Raw genomic sequence first — 14020 nt, 5'->3', positions numbered from 1 at the left:
TCGTGGCGCGGGGTGGGCGCTCAGACGGTGGCGAGCAGCGCGTCGGCGCTCATCGGGCGCGCGAACAGGAAGCCCTGCCCCTTGGTGCAGCCGAGGGCGCGGAGGGCGTCGCGCTGGGCCTCGGTCTCGATGCCTTCGGCGACGACGGCCAGCCCGAAGGAGCGGCCGAGGTCGAGGATCGCCCGGGCGAGCTGTCCGCCTTCGTGGAGGGTGTCGACGAACGGCTTCGGAATCTTCAAGACGTCGAGCGGGAGCTGCTGGAGGTACTGCAGCGACGAGTGGCCGGTGCCGAAGTCGTCGATCGCGATGCGGACGCCGAGGAACTTGAGCTCGCGGAGCAGCGCGGCGGTGCGCTCGAGGTCGTCCATCAGGACGGTCTCGGTGACCTCCAGGAACAGCCGCTCGGCGGCGAGGCCCGAGCGCTCGAGCGCGCCGGCCACGGTCGCGACGAACTCCGCGGAGCGCAGCTGCACGCCGGACACGTTCACGCTGACGAGCACGTGGTCGGGCCACCCGGCGGCCGTGCGACACGCCTCTTCGAGCACCCAGGCGCCCAGGGGTACGATCAGGCCCGTCTCCTCGGCGAGCGGGATGAACTCGCACGGCGGCACGGTCCAGCGGCACAGCGCCTCGGCGGCGCGCAGGCGGCCCGTGTCGAGGTCGACGATCGGCTGGAACGCCAGCGAGAGCCCGCCGTCCTCCAGCGCTTGGCGCAGCTCGTGCTCCAGCGCGACGCTCGCGACCATCGCGGCGTGCATCTCGCCGTCGAAGGAGACGACGCGATCACGGCCCTGGGCCTTTGCCTGGTACATCGCGAGGTCCGCGTCGCGGAGGAGGTCGCCGCCCGGGCCGGTGGCGGTGGCCACGCCGATGCTCGCCCGCACCGTCACCCGCTGCCCGGCGAGCGGGACCGGCGGGCGCAGCGCGTCGAGCATCCGCTGCGCGACGCCCAGTGCCTCGCGCTCGTCCAGGAGGCCGTCGACGAGCACGGCGAACTCGTCGCCGCCCAGCCGCGCCGCCGTGTCACCCGCGCGGAGCGCGCCGTGCAGCCGCTGGGCGACCGCGATCAGCAGCTCGTCGCCGCGGCCGTGGCCGAGGGAGTCGTTGATCGTCTTGAAGCCGTCGAGGTCGAGGAAGAGCACGCCGACGGCGGTGCCCGCGCGCGCCGCGCGCTGCTCGGCCTGGCGGAGGCGGTCCACGAAGAGCGAGCGGTTCGGGAGGTTGGTGAGCGGGTCGTGCAGCGCGCGGTGGACGGCGTCGGCGTGGTTGCGGGCGTCGGTCAGCGCGAGGCTCGCGTGCTCCGCGAAGGCGATCATCGCCTCGCGCTCCTCGTCGCCATACATCCCGCGCGTGTGGGAGGCGACGGCCAGCAGTCCGCACGGATCGCCGTTGCGCACCACGGGCGCGGTCATCACCACGTGGAGGTCGTGCGCGGCCAGGAACGGGTGCTGCAGGTCCGTGATCACGCCGAAGTCGTCCGGCAGCTGCCCGACGACCCGCTGCTCGAGCCGGGTCCGCATCGCCTCGTCCGCGCCCGCGACGGCGACGAGCCGCAGCTCGTCGTCCTCCAGGAGCCGCAACGTCACGAGGTCCCCGCCGACGAGCTCGCGCGCGCCGACGACGATCGCCTCGAGCAGCGCGGCGAGGTCCGTCCGGTCGACGATCGACCGCTGGATGTCCGCGAGCCGCTCGAGCAAGGCCTGCCGGCTGCGCAGCGAGTGGACGAGCTCCAACGTGCGCACGGACTGCGCCAACGCCCGCGCCATCCCGCGCAGCAGCGCCGACTCCTCGACCGAGAACGGCTCGTGCTGGCGACACACCGCCAGCGCGCCGTCGTCGAGCGGCACGCACAGCACGTCCTCACCGTCGGTCCACTCGGCGCCCGGCGTTCGCCCGGCGGCGAAGCCGACGCTCGCGACGACCGCGCCGTCACGCACCACCACGCCGTGCTCGGCCTCGAACGCATCGGTGGCGCGCTCGACGCCCACGCGCAGCGCGTCCTCGACCGCCTCGCAGCCGCCCAGCAGCGTCAGGTACTCGGTGAGCTGGTAGGCCGCCCAGTTGAAGGGAACCGACGTCATGCCAGCGCCATCACCACGAGCGTCTGATTGTGGAAGCCACTGATCCCACGCGTGCGGGCGATCTCGCCGTAGGTGTAGAAGCCGGCGACCGGTGCGCCGCCGGCCGCGCCGATGCGCGCGACCTCGTCCACGACGCCCTCCTCCCCGAGGAAGTGGCGGCGAGCGATGCAGTCGAACGCCAGCAACCCGAGCGCGGGCGCGCCGCCGAGGCCGTCCAGCGCGTTCGCGCTCGCGGTGTCGGCTGCGCCCAGCACGGACGCGGCATCGCCCTCCATGAAGAACGCGATCCCGCCCGGCGGCACGTTCGCGGCGCAGTAGAGCGACCGGTCCTGGAAGTCCGCGCTCGAGACGAAGCGCATGTGATCCTCGCCGCTCCGCCGTCCGAGCCCGAGTGGGTGATGGGCGGCGAACTGCGCGAAGGCGACCGGGTCCTGTCGCGCCGCGGCGGGCGCGTCGAGCCGCTCCAGGTAGACGTCCAGCGCCGGCCGGTCGTCGATCTCGTGGACCCGGCGGCCTTCGCTGCGCGTGACCAGGACCGGCTCGCCGATCCGGCGCCAGCCGTGCTGGACACCGATGCCGAGCGGCGCGTCGGAGCCCAGGGCGACGGCGACGACCGCGTCCTGCAGCACTTCCTCGCCGTGGAACTGGGATGTCGGGTGCTCGGGCGAGTCGCTGCCCGCGCACCCACCGACCAACGGCACGGTGGAGCCGACGATGTCATAGGCGCCACGCACGATCGCCTGCTGGTCGCTGACCTGCCCGTCACTCAGCAGGAGCAGGGCTTGGTACGGACGCGGCTCGACCGTCTCCGCGCACCGCGCGACCTCAGCACCCGCGGCGCGCAATCGCTCCGAGGCGCCGCGCGCGGCGCGGGTGCACACGGCGAAGCCCGGGCCGCCGAGCGCGAGCACGACGACGCCGTGCTCGGTCGGGCCGGCCGGGGTGATCTCGCCCGCCGTCGAGCAGCCGACGAGCGGCACGGCTCCGGGCGCGATCCCTCGCAGCATCGCGGGCAGGTCGTGGGTCGGGGAGGCGAAGACGATGAGCAGGCGAGCGTCATCCCGGCCGGCCAGCGCGGCGGCACGGGCGGATGCTCCGGCCGTCGCCGAATCCGGATCGGCCGATTGGCCGACGCCTACCCAACGCTCATTGTTCATCGACCGGGTGATCGGCGCGTCCGGCTCATGGTTGACAGCTGGGGCACCAAAATGTCGTACGGCCGCCGACGGTGGCGCGCTCCAGGGTCGTCCCGCAGCGCGGGCAGGCCGCGCCGCGTTTGCGGTGGGAGATGAACTCGCCCGTGTGCACGCCGCCTTTGCGGATGGCGTCACGCGTGGCGGCGCGGAGCACGCGGCGCAGGTGGTCCAGCTCGTCGGTGCTGAGCTCCCCGGAGGGACGCCGCGGGTTGAGCTTGGCCTGCCATAGCGTCTGGTCGGCCAGCAGGTTGCCGACCCCGGAGATCGACTTCTGGTCGAGCAGCCGTGCCTTCAACGGCATCGTCCCGCGTCCGATCCGCTCGCGGAACACGTCCCGGGAGACGAGCGCGGCGTCCGGCCCCACGTGGTCGAAGTCGGGTTCGATCAGCGCACGCCCGAGCCGGCGCTTGTCGCGCAGGGCGAGCCGGCTGCCGTCGGCAAATTCGAGCGCGAACCGGTCCCACGGCTCGTGCGGCGCCTCGTCGATCGCGATCCGGCCGGCCATCCCGAGGTGCAGGCCGAGGTCAGGGCCGCCGTCGGTCTCGGCCCACAGGAACTTGCCGCGGCGGTTCGCCGTGGTCAGCGTTCGGCCCACGAGGGCCTCGGCGATCTCGCCGGGCGCGTGCGGCCGGCACACGTACGTGTCGCGGTCGTCGACGAAGACGATCTCGCGTCCCAGGACCTTCTCGATCTGCGCTCGCGCGCGCTCCGCCTCTGGCAGTTCCGGCATGGCTCTGACACTACGATCCGCGCTTCATGTCCCGATCACGCCGCACGTGCCACGCCGTACCGGGCTCGAACGAGCGCTTCATCGCCAAAGCCACCGGCCTCGACGCCGACGAGATCTTCCTGGACCTGGAGGATGCCGTTGCGCCAAACGAGAAGGACAGCGCGCGGGAGCGCGTGATCGCGGCGCTGCGATCGACCGACTTCGGCGACACGACGGTCGTGGTGCGCGTCAACGGGACGGACACGCCGCACTACTACAAGGACCTGATCGCGGTCGTCGAGGCGGCCGGGGACCGCCTGGACGCGGTGATGGTGCCGAAGGTCCGCACGCCCGGCGACGTCGAGATGACCGACAAGCTGCTCACGCAGATCGAGCTCGCGAGCGGGTTCGAGGTCGGCCGGATCGGCATCGAGGCGCAGATCGAGGACGCGACCGGCCTGGTCGCCTGCGAAGCGATCGCGCTCGCTTCACCGCGCATGGAGACGCTGATCTTCGGCCCGGGGGACTACAGCGCCTCGATCGGCATCCCGATCACGACGATCGGCGCCGCGCCGGCCGGCTACCCGGGCGACCACCTCAACTACGTCTACTCGCGGCTCGTCGTCGCCGCCCGGGCCGCGGGCATCCAGGCGATCGACGGCCCGTACGGCCGCGTCGGCGACGACGACGGCCTGCGCGAGCGCGCCCGACTCGCCCGTGCCCTCGGCATGGACGGCAAGTGGACCATCCACCCGGGCCAGATCGCGATCGTCAACGAGGTCTTCAGCCCTGAGCGCGAGCAGTGGGAGCGCGCGGAGGCGATGCTCGCCGCCTACCGCGACGCCCACGACGCCGGCCACGGTGCCGCCACCTTCGAGGGCGAGATGATCGACGAGGCGAACCGCAAGATGGCCGAGCGCATCGCCGAAGCGGGCCGCGCCGCGGGCTACGCGAAGTAGACCGCGCGGCGGCGGTCGGCGAGGCGCCGGCGGTTGGCTGGGGCGGCGACGGCCGCGAGGCGCGGCAGGGCCCGGGCGTCAGGCCTGCGCCCCTGCGGCGGCCGCGGCAGGGCGCGGCCTATGCGGCGGCCGGCGAGCCGATCCACCAGGCCGAGGCCGGTGGCAGCGCGGCGATCTCCCGGGCGATCGCGTCGGCCGCGGCCCGCGGGCGCGGGTCCTCAAGCAATCGACGCATCGCGTTCGCGAGCTCGGCGACGTCGGGCACGACGAGTCCCGCGCCCGCGGCGGCCACGCGGCGCGCGTTGTCCGGGCCGTCGACGAACAGGGGCAGCAGCGCAAGCGGCACGCCGGCGGCGAGCGCGCCGAGGGTCGTGCCCGAACCGCCGTGGCCGACCGCGACCGCCGCCCGGGACAGGGTCGTGGCTTGGTCGACCCAGCGCGCGACGCGGACGTTCGCCGGGACGGGGCCGAGGTCGTCAGGATCGCGGCCGAGCGCGACGAGCACCTCCAGGTCGACGGTGCTCAACGCGTCGATGACAGCGCGGTAGAGGCGAGGGAAGTGCGGCGTCCGGGGCGTCTCGGAGCCGAGCGACACGTAGACCAGATCGCGCTCGCGCGGCGGCGGGACCGCGGTCCGGAAGTGGCGCAGCCGCGGCGAAGGCGCGCTCAGCGACGGCGGGACCAACGTCAGCACCGGGGACTCGAGCAGGCGAGCCGGATCGCGGAGCCCGAGCGACCGCACCGCCGGCTCGGCCACCGCGAGCAGCGCCTCCGACGTGTCGGTCGCGGTGTCCAGGTGCACGCCGACCTGCACGACCGGCACACCGAAGCGCTCAGCGGCGACGGCCGAGGCGAACTCGCAGGTCTCGCGCACGATCACGTCAGGCGCGAACGCCTCGACCGCGGCGAGCATCCCGGGCAGCGCCGCCGCTGCGTCGAGCCCGATGAACAGCTCCTGCACCACGTGGACGACGCCGGGCGCGTCGGCCGTGAACACCGGCGCCCACGCCCGCGCGCGGCCGGGCGCTTCCGGCAGCGTGAGGACGGGCAGCCCGGTGCGCTGCGCGGCCGGCCCCGCCGCCGCCAACAACACCTCGTGCCCCGCCGCCCGGGCCGCCCGCGCGAACGGCAGCAACGGCCCGACGTGCCCGGCCCCGGGCGTGCTCGCGAAGAGGATGCGCATCGCCAGACAAGACGACGCCACGCCGCTGGGCATTCCCGGGACGCGCTCGGAGTGGCGGAGTGGCGGCACGGTGCGGCGTGGGTAGCGCGGACGGCGGTGCGGCGCGGGCCGCGTGGGTGGCGGTGCAGCGCGGGCGGCGCAGGCGGCGGAGTGGCGCGGGAGGCGGTGCGGCGCAGATGGCGGGGTGGCGCGGCTCGCGTTCTTCGGAATACCGGACGTGCGCGCGGCGTCGTACCCAGCGACCTCCCCACCAAAGGACCCCACCATGTCGCCTCGCACCCTCGCCATCCGCGCGCTCGTCCACGAAGGCGCGCTGCTCACCGGGCCCGTTCGCGCGGCCTCCGTCAGCGATCAGCCGCGCGTTCGCGCCGCGCTCGCGCTGCCGAAGCGCTGAGCTACTTCGCCGGGTACCGGCTCGGGTGGCCGGCCTCGCCGTTGAGCACGTAGCCGTCGATGGCGAACGGCGTCCGCAGCTGGACGTCCGATCCGGTCTGCGTGTCCCGCCATCGCAACGCGGTCAGGTCGGTGCCGTCAAGGACCAGGATCCCGTCGGCGCTGACCCGGCTGCGGGCGGTGGCGGGGGAGACCTCGAGCGGGACGAGCGTGCTCGGGAACGCGGCGACCACCACCTGCGGCTCAGCCGGGGTGGCGATCACGAGCGGCGTGCTGACCTCGTCGGGGCGCCGGCAGACGGACCCGCCGCTGCCGCCGGTGAGCTCGACCACGAGGCAGATCCGCTGCCGGCGCGGGACGAGCCAGGCGCGCACGCCCTCGGCGCCGGCCAGCAGCCGGGCGCCCGGCAGGTTGGCGTATCGGTCCGCCTCCGTGGCCGGCTCGTTCAGGCGCGGGTAGAACGAGTGCGGATCCTTCGGGTTACGCACCTCGAGGTGTGCGGGCGTGCCGTCGGGCGCGACCCAGTCCAGCCGCCCGCCTCCGACCGGCGCCGAGAACACCACGAGGTTGTTCGTGACCGCGAACGGCGCCGGCTCGAAGCCGGTCCACTCGCGTCGCACGCTCCGGACGCCGTTCGGCAGCACGGCGTAACCGCGCCCGTTGACGACGCCGAACAGGATCCGGTGACCGGAGACGAGCTCGGAGGCGACAGCGCACAACGGCCGGATGCGGACGATCAGGCAGAGCTGGTCGCCGCGCAGCCGCAGGTACGTGACGGGGGCGCGGTGGGCGGGCCGGCCGACCCGTCGTACGCGGTCACCGGCTCGGCGGTCATTCAGCGGCGCGGTGTCAGGCCCCTGGAACGGCCCGAAGGCCTCCTCGACGCTCGGCACGACGCTCGGGGTGACCGGCTCCTCGCGGTCGGGGACGCGGACGTCGTGCAAGACCCACGGGATCGCCGCGACCAGGACGGCGAGCGCGAGCACCGGCGCAGCGGCGCGCCGCACACGCCGGCGGCGGCGGCGCTTGACCGCGGCGTGGACGAGCAGGGTCTGGAGCTGGGGCAGGTCGGTCATGCGCGGTCCTCCACACGGCGCCGGAGCGCACCGAGCCCGCGCGAGACGCGCTTGCGCACGACCGCCTCGGACGTGCGCAGCTCGCGGGCGATGTCGTCGTACTCGCGCTCGTCGACGATGCGGGCGCGGACGGCCTCCGCCTGATCGGGCGGCAGGTACGAGAGCGCGTGCTCCATCAGCTGCCCGGCGTGGATCCGGTCCAGCGCCGCGAGCGTCTCGTCCTCGAGCACGAGCGGCGGCATCCCGAGCCGGGCCCGCGCACGCGACTCCACCCGGCGCTGCTCGGCGCTGCGCCGGAGCACGTTGCGGGCGATCCCGAACAACCAGGCGACCGGCGGCGCTCCGCCCTCGCCGCGGTAGCCCTCGGCGCCGAGCAACGCAGCCGCGAAGCACTCGGCACTCAGGTCCGCGGCGGTCTCGGCGTCGAGCACGCGCCGGTAGAAGAAGCGGAACACCGCCCGCTCGTGCCGTGCGTAGAACGCGCCGAACGCCTCGGGCCCGCCTCTCAGGAGCTGCTCGTCCGTGGTGGCCATCTGACCCCTACGTACGGGATGTCGCGACTTCTGTGACCATGCACGGTGATGCCCTGCCTGATCGCCCTCTTCGCGTTGATCTCGCCGCGGCTCGCGCTGTTCTTCGTCCTGCTCTTCAGCAACTGGATCGACCGGGCGTTCGACGGCTGGGTCGTGCCCGTCCTCGGCTTCTTCCTGCTGCCCTGGACGACGCTCGCCTACGTCGTCATGTACAGCGTCGGCACGCGCGAGGTCCTAGGGTTCGAGTGGTTCATCGTCGGGTTGGCGTTCCTCGTCGACCTCGGCTCGTACTTCGGCGGGAAGCGGGCCCGTGATTAGGTCCGCGGGCGCGTTCTGGCGCCGCGACAGCGCGATGAACGGCAGCGCCAGCAGCTGGATGCCGGCGCTGATCACGTACGTCGGCGCGTAGCCCCACACGTCCGCCGCGCGGCCGAGCGCCGGCTGCGCCCACACGCCGCCCACCGACGTCATCATCGAGTCGAACGAGAGGATCGTCGCCCGCTGCCGGGACGGGATCAGCCCGTTAATGTAGGCCTGGCGGATCGGCGTCGTCGCGGCGAACAGCAGGCCCCAGGACACGGTGAGCCCGATCACCGCCCAGAAGTGCTCCAGCAGGCCCATCAGCGCCAGCGTCACCGCGCCGGCGGCCGCGACGAAGGCCAGCGCGGACGTGCGCCGCTTGAACACGCGCCGGACCTGCGGCGCCGCGAAGCCGCCGAGGATCTGCGCGCCCGCCGCGATCGCGGCCGAGATGCCCGCCACCTGGTACGCGTCGGGGTCCCCGTAGAGCTCGAGCAGGTACGGCTGCAGCGCGTAGAAGCCGTAGATGCCGATGCCGCCGGTGAACAACGCCTGCACCATCAGCCACTTGACCGCCGGCACGCGCCAGCCGTGGTCGATCGAGGACGTCCAGATGCGGCGGATCTCGGTCAGCGGCCGGTCGCGCCGCTCGGGCTTCTCGAAGCCGATGTCGTGCATCAGCTTCCAGGCAACGACGAACATCACCGCCAGCACGGCCGACCGAACCACGAACGGGAACCCGAGACTCACCCGTGCGGCCAGATACCCGCCGGCCACCGCGCCGCCGAGCATCGCGATCCCGCCGACCACCTGCCCGCGCCCGAACACGGCTTCCAGCGAGCCCTCGTAGCCGGTCGCGTCCAGCGCGTCCACGAGCCACGCCTCCACCGCCCCGGAGAAGAACGTGAACCCCAGCCCGAGCCACAGCGACGCGAGCGCCCACGCCCAGAACGGCGCGCGCACCTCCCACAGGTACACGTAGAGCAGGGTGGAGAGCGTCAGCGTGATCGTCCCGAGCAGGTAGGACGCCCGGCGCCCGACGCCGTCGGCGACGATCCCGGTCGGCACCTCGAACAGCACCATCCCCGCCGAGAACAGCGCGTTGGCCGCGAACGCCTCGAGGTTCGAGAGCCCGGCGTCGAGCAGGAAGATCGTGTTGATGCCCCAGATGAACGACGCCGCGAGCGTGTTCCCGAGCATCAGGGTCAGGTACGTCCGGACGACCGCTCGCGATTCCACGCGAGCCATGGTGGCGGACGGGTCAGTCGCCGTAGGAGGCGAAGACCGCCGCGACGGCGACGACCACCGCCTCGATCATCGCGCCGTAGAGCGCGAACATCGTCATCCCGACCGTGACGTCGTCGGACGGGAAGACGAACACCGGGACGACGCACCAGGTGAGGAAGAACGCCGCGCCGCACAGCGCGATCGTGCGGCCGAGCCGGCCGAAGCGCCCGCGCGAGCGCAGCAGCAGCGGCAGCGCCGGGAGCACGACCAGCCCGCCGAGCGCCAGCAGCACCAGGAAGATCAGCGCGGTGGCGACGAGCTCCACTACGACCTCACACGGCGCGCGGCCACGGCGATCACGGTCGCGACGCCCAGGCAGACGGCGTGCGCGACGAACCCGTAGAGCCCGAACACGACCACGGCGATGTCCAGCGCGTCACGGGGCGCGACGAAGAACGGGAGGGAGACCGAGAGCGCGAGGCACGCGAACCCGAAGCGGGCGATCCGCTGCGCGGGCGCGGGCGCCGTCCGCAGCGCGCGGCGCAGGGGCACCACGCTGAGCACGCCGAGCGCGAGCAGGGCCAGGGCGAGCAGGGCGCTTTCCATCCAGCGCCACGGTAGACCTCGATCCGCTGCGCCGCAGCGGGCTTTTCGTCCAGGAAGGCGGCTAGGCCGTCGGGCCTTCGCCGAACGGCTCGGTGCCCTGGTCGTCGGCCACCGCGCCGATCGCCACCCGCAGCCACGAGTCCACCCGCGGCTGGATCCGCTCGAGCGAGTCCAGCTGCTGGGCGAGCACGAGCGCCTGGTCGGCGGCGTCGTCGGCGTGGCCCTGCGGCACCGCGTCGTCTACGGCGCGCAGCGCGCGTTCGAGCTCGCATCGCAGGTCCGCGATGCGCACCTCCACACGGCGCGCCGTGTAGGCGTATCCCTCGACGCGCCGCACATGGCGCTGCTCTGTGGCGGCCGGAACCGAGGACAGCAAGCGATCGATCTGAGCGTGATTCACCGTCGAGCCTTCCGGAAGTCGCGGTTCAGCATGGCGATGAAGTCGATCGAGATCTCCTTCGGGCACGCCGCCGAGCACTCTCGGTGGTTCGTGCACGACCCGAAGTAGTTCTCCATCTCCTCCACCATGCCGATCGTACGCCGCTGACGTTCCGGTTGGCCTTGCGGGAGCAGGTTCAGATGTGCGAGCTTGGCTGCGGTGAAGAGCTGGCCGGCCCCGTTGGGGCAGGCGGCGACGCACGCACCACAGCCGATGCACTGCGCCGCGTCCATCGCGCGGTCGGAATCTTCCTTGGGGACGCGGGTCAGGTTCGCGTCGGGCGCGCTGCCCGTCGGCACCGTGATGAAGCCGCCCGCCTCGATGATGCGGTCGAACGCCGACCGGTCCACGACCAGGTCACGCACCAGGGGGAAACCCGCGCTGCGGAACGGCTCGACGACGATCGTGTCGCCGTCCGAGTAGGTCCGCATGTGCAGCTGGCACGTGGCGGTGCCGCGCTGCGGGCCGTGGGCTTGGCCGTCGATCATGATCCCGCACGAGCCGCAGATGCCCTCGCGGCAGTCCGAGTCGAACGCGACCGGGTCGCGGCCCTCGCTGATGAGCTGCTCGTTGAGCACGTCCAGCAGCTCGAGGAAGGACATCTCCTCGGTGACGTCGGCCACGTCGTAGGTCTCGAAGTCGCCCGGGGCGTCCGGGCCGGCCTGCCGCCAGACCTTGAGGTGCACGTTCATGCGTAGCTCCTCTGGGTCGGGCGCACGTGCTGGAACGTCAGCTCCTCCTTATGCAGCCGCGGCTCGCCGCCCGTGTACTCCCACGCCGCCACATACGAGAAGTGCTCATCGTCACGCAGCGCCTCGCCGTCCGGCGTCTGGTGCTCCTCGCGGAAGTGCCCGCCGCACGACTCCTCGCGGTGCAGCGCGTCGCGGCACATCAGCTGCGCGAGCTCGAAGAAGTCGTCCACGCGGCCGGCCTTCTCGAGCGACTGGTTGAGGTTCGCCTCGTCGCCGAGCACCTTCACGCCGGTCTTGAAGCGCTCGTGCAGCCCCGCAATGTCCTGCAGCGCGGTCTCGAGCCCGGCCGCGTTGCGGGCCATGCCGCACGCGCTCCACATGATCTTGCCGAGCTCGCGGTGGAACCAGTCCACGGAGTGCTCGCCCTCGCTGTTGAGATAGCCCGTGACGCGCTGGCGGACGTCCGCCTCCGCCTCGCGGAAGGCGTCATGGTCCGTGGTCGGCTGCGGCTGGCCGAGCAGCGGCGCGAGGTAGTCGCCGATCGTGACCGGCAGGACGAAGTAGCCGTCGGCCAGGCCCTGCATCAGCGCGCTCGCGCCGAGGCGGTTCGCGCCGTGGTCGGAGAAGTTCGCCTCGCCGATCGCGTACAGGCCCTGGACCGTGGTCATCAGGTCGTAGTCCACCCACAGGCCGCCCATCGTGTAGTGGGGGGCGGGGTAGATGCGCATCGGCACGCGGTACGGGTCCTCGCCCGTGATCCGCTCGTACATCTGGAACAGGTTCCCGTAGCGCGACCGGATCAGGTCCTCGCCGAGCCGCTTGATGGCGTCGGTGAAGTCCAGGTACACGCCGTTGCGACGCGGCCCGACGCCCAGGTCCTGGTCGATCATCGCCTTGGCGTTGCGGCTGGCGACGTCACGCGGGACGAGGTTGCCGAAGGCCGGGTAGCGGCGCTCGAGGAAGTAGTCGCGCTCGTCCTCCGGGATCTCCTCCGGAGCGCGGTCGTCGCCCGCCTTCTTCGGCACCCAGATGCGGCCGTCGTTGCGCAGCGACTCGCTCATCAGCGTGAGCTTGGACTGCGTGTCGTCGGACTGCGGGATGCACGTCGGGTGGATCTGCGTGAAGCACGGGTTCGCGAACGCGGCGCCGCGCTTGTGGGCGCGCCAGATCGCGGTGGCGTTGGACGCCTTCGCGTTCGTGGAGAGGTAGAAGACGTTCGAGTAGCCGCCGGTCGCGAGCACGACCGCGTGCGCGGCCTCGCTGCGGACCTCGCCGGTCAGCAGGTCACGGACGATGACGCCGATCGCGCGGCCGTCCTCGTCGGTCACGACGTCCAGCATCTCCGTCCGCGTGTTCAGCTGGACCTTGCCCGCGGCGACCTGGCGCATCAGCGCCTGGTACGCGCCGAGCAGCAGCTGCTGGCCGGTCTGGCCGCGCGCGTAGAACGTGCGGGACACCTGAGCGCCGCCGAACGACCGGTTGTCGAGCAGGCCGCCGTACTCGCGCGCGAACGGCACGCCCTGGGCGGTCGCCTGGTCGATGATCTCGTTCGACACCTGCGCGAGCCGGTACACGTTGGCCTCGCGCGAGCGGAAGTCGCCGCCCTTCACGGTGTCGTAGAACAGCCGGAAGATCGAGTCGCCGTCGTTGCGGTAGTCCTTGGCCGCGTTGATCCCGCCCTGGGCGGCGATCGAGTGCGCGCGGCGCGGGGTGTCGTGGAACGTGTAGACGTGGACGTCGTACCCGAGCTCGGCGAGCGTCGCCGCGGCCGAGCCGCCGGCCAGGCCGGTGCCGACGACGATGATCTTGAAGCGCCGCTTGTTGGACGCGTTCACCAGCCGCACGTTGAAGCGATGATCGTCCCAGGCGCGCTCGATGCTGCCGGGCGGGATCAGGGACTCGAGCGTGAGACTCAATTGACCACTCCGAACATGACGGCGAGCGGGAAGGAGACGTTGCCGGCGACGACCACGGCCGCGAAGGCGATCGAGAACGTCCGGCGCCAGGTGCCGTACCAGCCCATGCTCTGGAACAGGCTCCAGGCGCCGTGGTACAGGTGCACGCCGAGCGCCAGGTTGGCGATCACGTACGCGATCGCGACCGGGATGCGCTCGAACGAGGCGATGACGTTGTGGTAGACGTCGCCGCTCACGAAGTCGGGGTTGGTCGTGCCCCACGTCAGGTCCAGCAGGTGCCAGATGACGAAGAGGACGACGATGATGCCGGTCCAGCGCATCGTCCGCGACGCGAAGTCCGCCGCGACGTAGTCACGCTTGGAGGCGTACTTCACCGGCCGCGCGCGCTGGTTCATACGAGTAAGTGCGTACGCCGCGTAGATATGGACCACGACGGCCACGAGCAGCACGATCCGCAGGCCCCACAGCAGCCACTCGCGTGGCAGTGCCGGCTCGCCGATCTCGCGCAGCCACTCGGCGTACTCGTTGAGTGCGGAGGCCCCGAAGTAGATCTTCAGGTTGCCGACCATGTGCAGCAGCACGTAGCCCATCAGGACCAGGCCGCTGATGGCCATCGCGTACTTCTTGCCGACGGCCGTGCTCCATAGCGACGGCCGCATTCGCGTTGCGGCGCTCATGAACGAACAGCGATCCTAGCCACCGCTATGGGG

Annotated in this window: 16 protein-coding genes; 3 read left to right on the top strand and 13 right to left on the bottom strand. The window is 72.3% G+C overall.

The features are described from left to right. Nucleotides 1-20: 20 nt before the first annotated feature. The 3 genes from C8N24_RS02590 to C8N24_RS02580 are packed head-to-tail and all read right to left on the bottom strand — an operon-like array spanning nt 21 to nt 4007. A complete protein-coding gene (locus C8N24_RS02590; protein WP_121247703.1) occupies nt 21-2081 on the bottom strand; it encodes a putative bifunctional diguanylate cyclase/phosphodiesterase in 2061 nt (686 codons plus the stop codon). Further along, nucleotides 2078-3238, bottom strand: coding sequence for an FIST signal transduction protein (locus tag C8N24_RS02585; protein WP_121247701.1), 1161 nt, complete (start codon nt 3236-3238; stop codon nt 2078-2080). The genes C8N24_RS02590 and C8N24_RS02585 overlap by 4 nt, the downstream gene beginning before the upstream one ends. A gap of 25 nt (nt 3239-3263) precedes the next feature. Next, nucleotides 3264-4007: an Fpg/Nei family DNA glycosylase gene (locus tag C8N24_RS02580; protein ID WP_121247699.1), complete on the bottom strand. Its 744-nt coding sequence runs from the start codon at nt 4005-4007 to the stop codon at nt 3264-3266. Nucleotides 4008-4033: 26 nt separating this feature from the next. On the opposite strand from C8N24_RS02580, the gene C8N24_RS02575 reads away from it, so the two are divergent. Continuing rightward, nucleotides 4034-4945, top strand: a complete 912-nt coding sequence (locus tag C8N24_RS02575) for an HpcH/HpaI aldolase/citrate lyase family protein (protein WP_121247697.1) — start codon at nt 4034-4036, stop codon at nt 4943-4945. A 118-nt stretch (nt 4946-5063) separates the two neighbouring features. On the opposite strand, the gene C8N24_RS02570 is transcribed toward C8N24_RS02575, so the two are convergent. Next, the gene (locus tag C8N24_RS02570; RefSeq protein WP_170178799.1) at nt 5064-6128 is read right to left on the bottom strand and encodes a glycosyltransferase; all 1065 of its coding nucleotides are present in this window, start codon (nt 6126-6128) and stop codon (nt 5064-5066) included. Nucleotides 6129-6393: 265 nt separating this feature from the next. Between C8N24_RS02570 and C8N24_RS35295 the strand changes: the two genes are divergently transcribed. Then, nucleotides 6394-6522 carry a hypothetical protein gene (locus tag C8N24_RS35295; RefSeq protein ID WP_281272609.1) on the top strand — a complete coding sequence of 43 codons (129 nt, stop codon included), beginning with the start codon at nt 6394-6396 and terminating at the stop codon, nt 6520-6522. A 1-nt stretch (nt 6523) separates the two neighbouring features. On the opposite strand, the gene C8N24_RS02565 is transcribed toward C8N24_RS35295, so the two are convergent. After that, nucleotides 6524-7597, bottom strand: coding sequence for a hypothetical protein (locus tag C8N24_RS02565; protein ID WP_121247693.1), 1074 nt, complete (start codon nt 7595-7597; stop codon nt 6524-6526). Further along, nucleotides 7594-8130 carry an RNA polymerase sigma factor gene (locus C8N24_RS02560; protein WP_121247691.1) on the bottom strand — a complete coding sequence of 179 codons (537 nt, stop codon included), beginning with the start codon at nt 8128-8130 and terminating at the stop codon, nt 7594-7596. Before C8N24_RS02560 ends, C8N24_RS02565 begins: the two co-directional genes overlap by 4 nt. 48 nt (nt 8131-8178) lie before the next feature. Between C8N24_RS02560 and C8N24_RS02555 the strand changes: the two genes are divergently transcribed. After that, nucleotides 8179-8448 (top strand): hypothetical protein, encoded by a 270-nt coding sequence (locus C8N24_RS02555; protein WP_121247689.1) that lies wholly within the window; start codon nt 8179-8181, stop codon nt 8446-8448. On the opposite strand, the gene C8N24_RS02550 is transcribed toward C8N24_RS02555, so the two are convergent. The 7 genes from C8N24_RS02550 to C8N24_RS02520 all read right to left on the bottom strand — a co-directional run bounded on the left by C8N24_RS02550 (nt 8365) and on the right by C8N24_RS02520 (nt 13987). Then, the gene (locus C8N24_RS02550) at nt 8365-9678 is read right to left on the bottom strand and encodes an MFS transporter (RefSeq protein WP_121247687.1); all 1314 of its coding nucleotides are present in this window, start codon (nt 9676-9678) and stop codon (nt 8365-8367) included. The genes C8N24_RS02555 and C8N24_RS02550 overlap by 84 nt on opposite strands. Nucleotides 9679-9691: 13 nt before the next feature. Continuing rightward, complete coding sequence (locus C8N24_RS02545) at nt 9692-9982, bottom strand: hypothetical protein (protein ID WP_121247685.1); 291 nt, start codon at nt 9980-9982, stop codon at nt 9692-9694. Next, nucleotides 9982-10263: a hypothetical protein gene (locus C8N24_RS02540; RefSeq protein ID WP_121247683.1), complete on the bottom strand. Its 282-nt coding sequence runs from the start codon at nt 10261-10263 to the stop codon at nt 9982-9984. Before C8N24_RS02540 ends, C8N24_RS02545 begins: the two co-directional genes overlap by 1 nt. A gap of 61 nt (nt 10264-10324) precedes the next feature. Further along, a complete protein-coding gene (locus C8N24_RS02535; protein WP_147447583.1) occupies nt 10325-10600 on the bottom strand; it encodes a hypothetical protein in 276 nt (91 codons plus the stop codon). Between the two features lie 59 nt (nt 10601-10659). Then, nucleotides 10660-11394 carry a succinate dehydrogenase/fumarate reductase iron-sulfur subunit gene (locus C8N24_RS02530; protein WP_121247679.1) on the bottom strand — a complete coding sequence of 245 codons (735 nt, stop codon included), beginning with the start codon at nt 11392-11394 and terminating at the stop codon, nt 10660-10662. Next, nucleotides 11391-13310, bottom strand: a complete 1920-nt coding sequence (locus C8N24_RS02525; protein ID WP_121247677.1) for a fumarate reductase/succinate dehydrogenase flavoprotein subunit — start codon at nt 13308-13310, stop codon at nt 11391-11393. Before C8N24_RS02525 ends, C8N24_RS02530 begins: the two co-directional genes overlap by 4 nt. Next, nucleotides 13307-13987: a succinate dehydrogenase cytochrome b subunit gene (locus C8N24_RS02520; RefSeq protein WP_121247675.1), complete on the bottom strand. Its 681-nt coding sequence runs from the start codon at nt 13985-13987 to the stop codon at nt 13307-13309. Before C8N24_RS02520 ends, C8N24_RS02525 begins: the two co-directional genes overlap by 4 nt. Between the last annotated feature and the right edge of the window lie 33 nt (nt 13988-14020).

The organism is Solirubrobacter pauli (assembly GCF_003633755.1).
In the GTDB taxonomy this organism is placed as follows: Bacteria; Actinomycetota; Thermoleophilia; order Solirubrobacterales; family Solirubrobacteraceae; genus Solirubrobacter; species Solirubrobacter pauli.
This window is presented reverse-complemented; position numbering and strand designations above follow the sequence as displayed.

Bases quoted from the DNA above. Each gene is read 5' to 3' on its own strand.
- C8N24_RS02570 (WP_170178799.1), bottom strand. From the start codon at position 6,128: ATGCGCATCCTCTTCGCGAGCACGCCCGGGGCCGGGCACGTCGGGCCG.
- C8N24_RS02520 (WP_121247675.1), bottom strand. From the start codon at position 13,987: ATGAGCGCCGCAACGCGAATGCGGCCGTCGCTATGGAGCACGGCCGTC.
- C8N24_RS35295 (WP_281272609.1), top strand. From the start codon at position 6,394: ATGTCGCCTCGCACCCTCGCCATCCGCGCGCTCGTCCACGAAGGCGCG.
- C8N24_RS02575 (WP_121247697.1), top strand. From the start codon at position 4,034: ATGTCCCGATCACGCCGCACGTGCCACGCCGTACCGGGCTCGAACGAG.
- C8N24_RS02590 (WP_121247703.1), bottom strand. From the start codon at position 2,081: ATGACGTCGGTTCCCTTCAACTGGGCGGCCTACCAGCTCACCGAGTAC.
- C8N24_RS02580 (WP_121247699.1), bottom strand. From the start codon at position 4,007: ATGCCGGAACTGCCAGAGGCGGAGCGCGCGCGAGCGCAGATCGAGAAG.
- C8N24_RS02585 (WP_121247701.1), bottom strand. From the start codon at position 3,238: ATGAACAATGAGCGTTGGGTAGGCGTCGGCCAATCGGCCGATCCGGAT.
- C8N24_RS02555 (WP_121247689.1), top strand. From the start codon at position 8,179: ATGCCCTGCCTGATCGCCCTCTTCGCGTTGATCTCGCCGCGGCTCGCG.
- C8N24_RS02560 (WP_121247691.1), bottom strand. From the start codon at position 8,130: ATGGCCACCACGGACGAGCAGCTCCTGAGAGGCGGGCCCGAGGCGTTC.
- C8N24_RS02530 (WP_121247679.1), bottom strand. From the start codon at position 11,394: ATGAACGTGCACCTCAAGGTCTGGCGGCAGGCCGGCCCGGACGCCCCG.
- C8N24_RS02565 (WP_121247693.1), bottom strand. From the start codon at position 7,597: ATGACCGACCTGCCCCAGCTCCAGACCCTGCTCGTCCACGCCGCGGTC.
- C8N24_RS02550 (WP_121247687.1), bottom strand. From the start codon at position 9,678: ATGGCTCGCGTGGAATCGCGAGCGGTCGTCCGGACGTACCTGACCCTG.
- C8N24_RS02540 (WP_121247683.1), bottom strand. From the start codon at position 10,263: ATGGAAAGCGCCCTGCTCGCCCTGGCCCTGCTCGCGCTCGGCGTGCTC.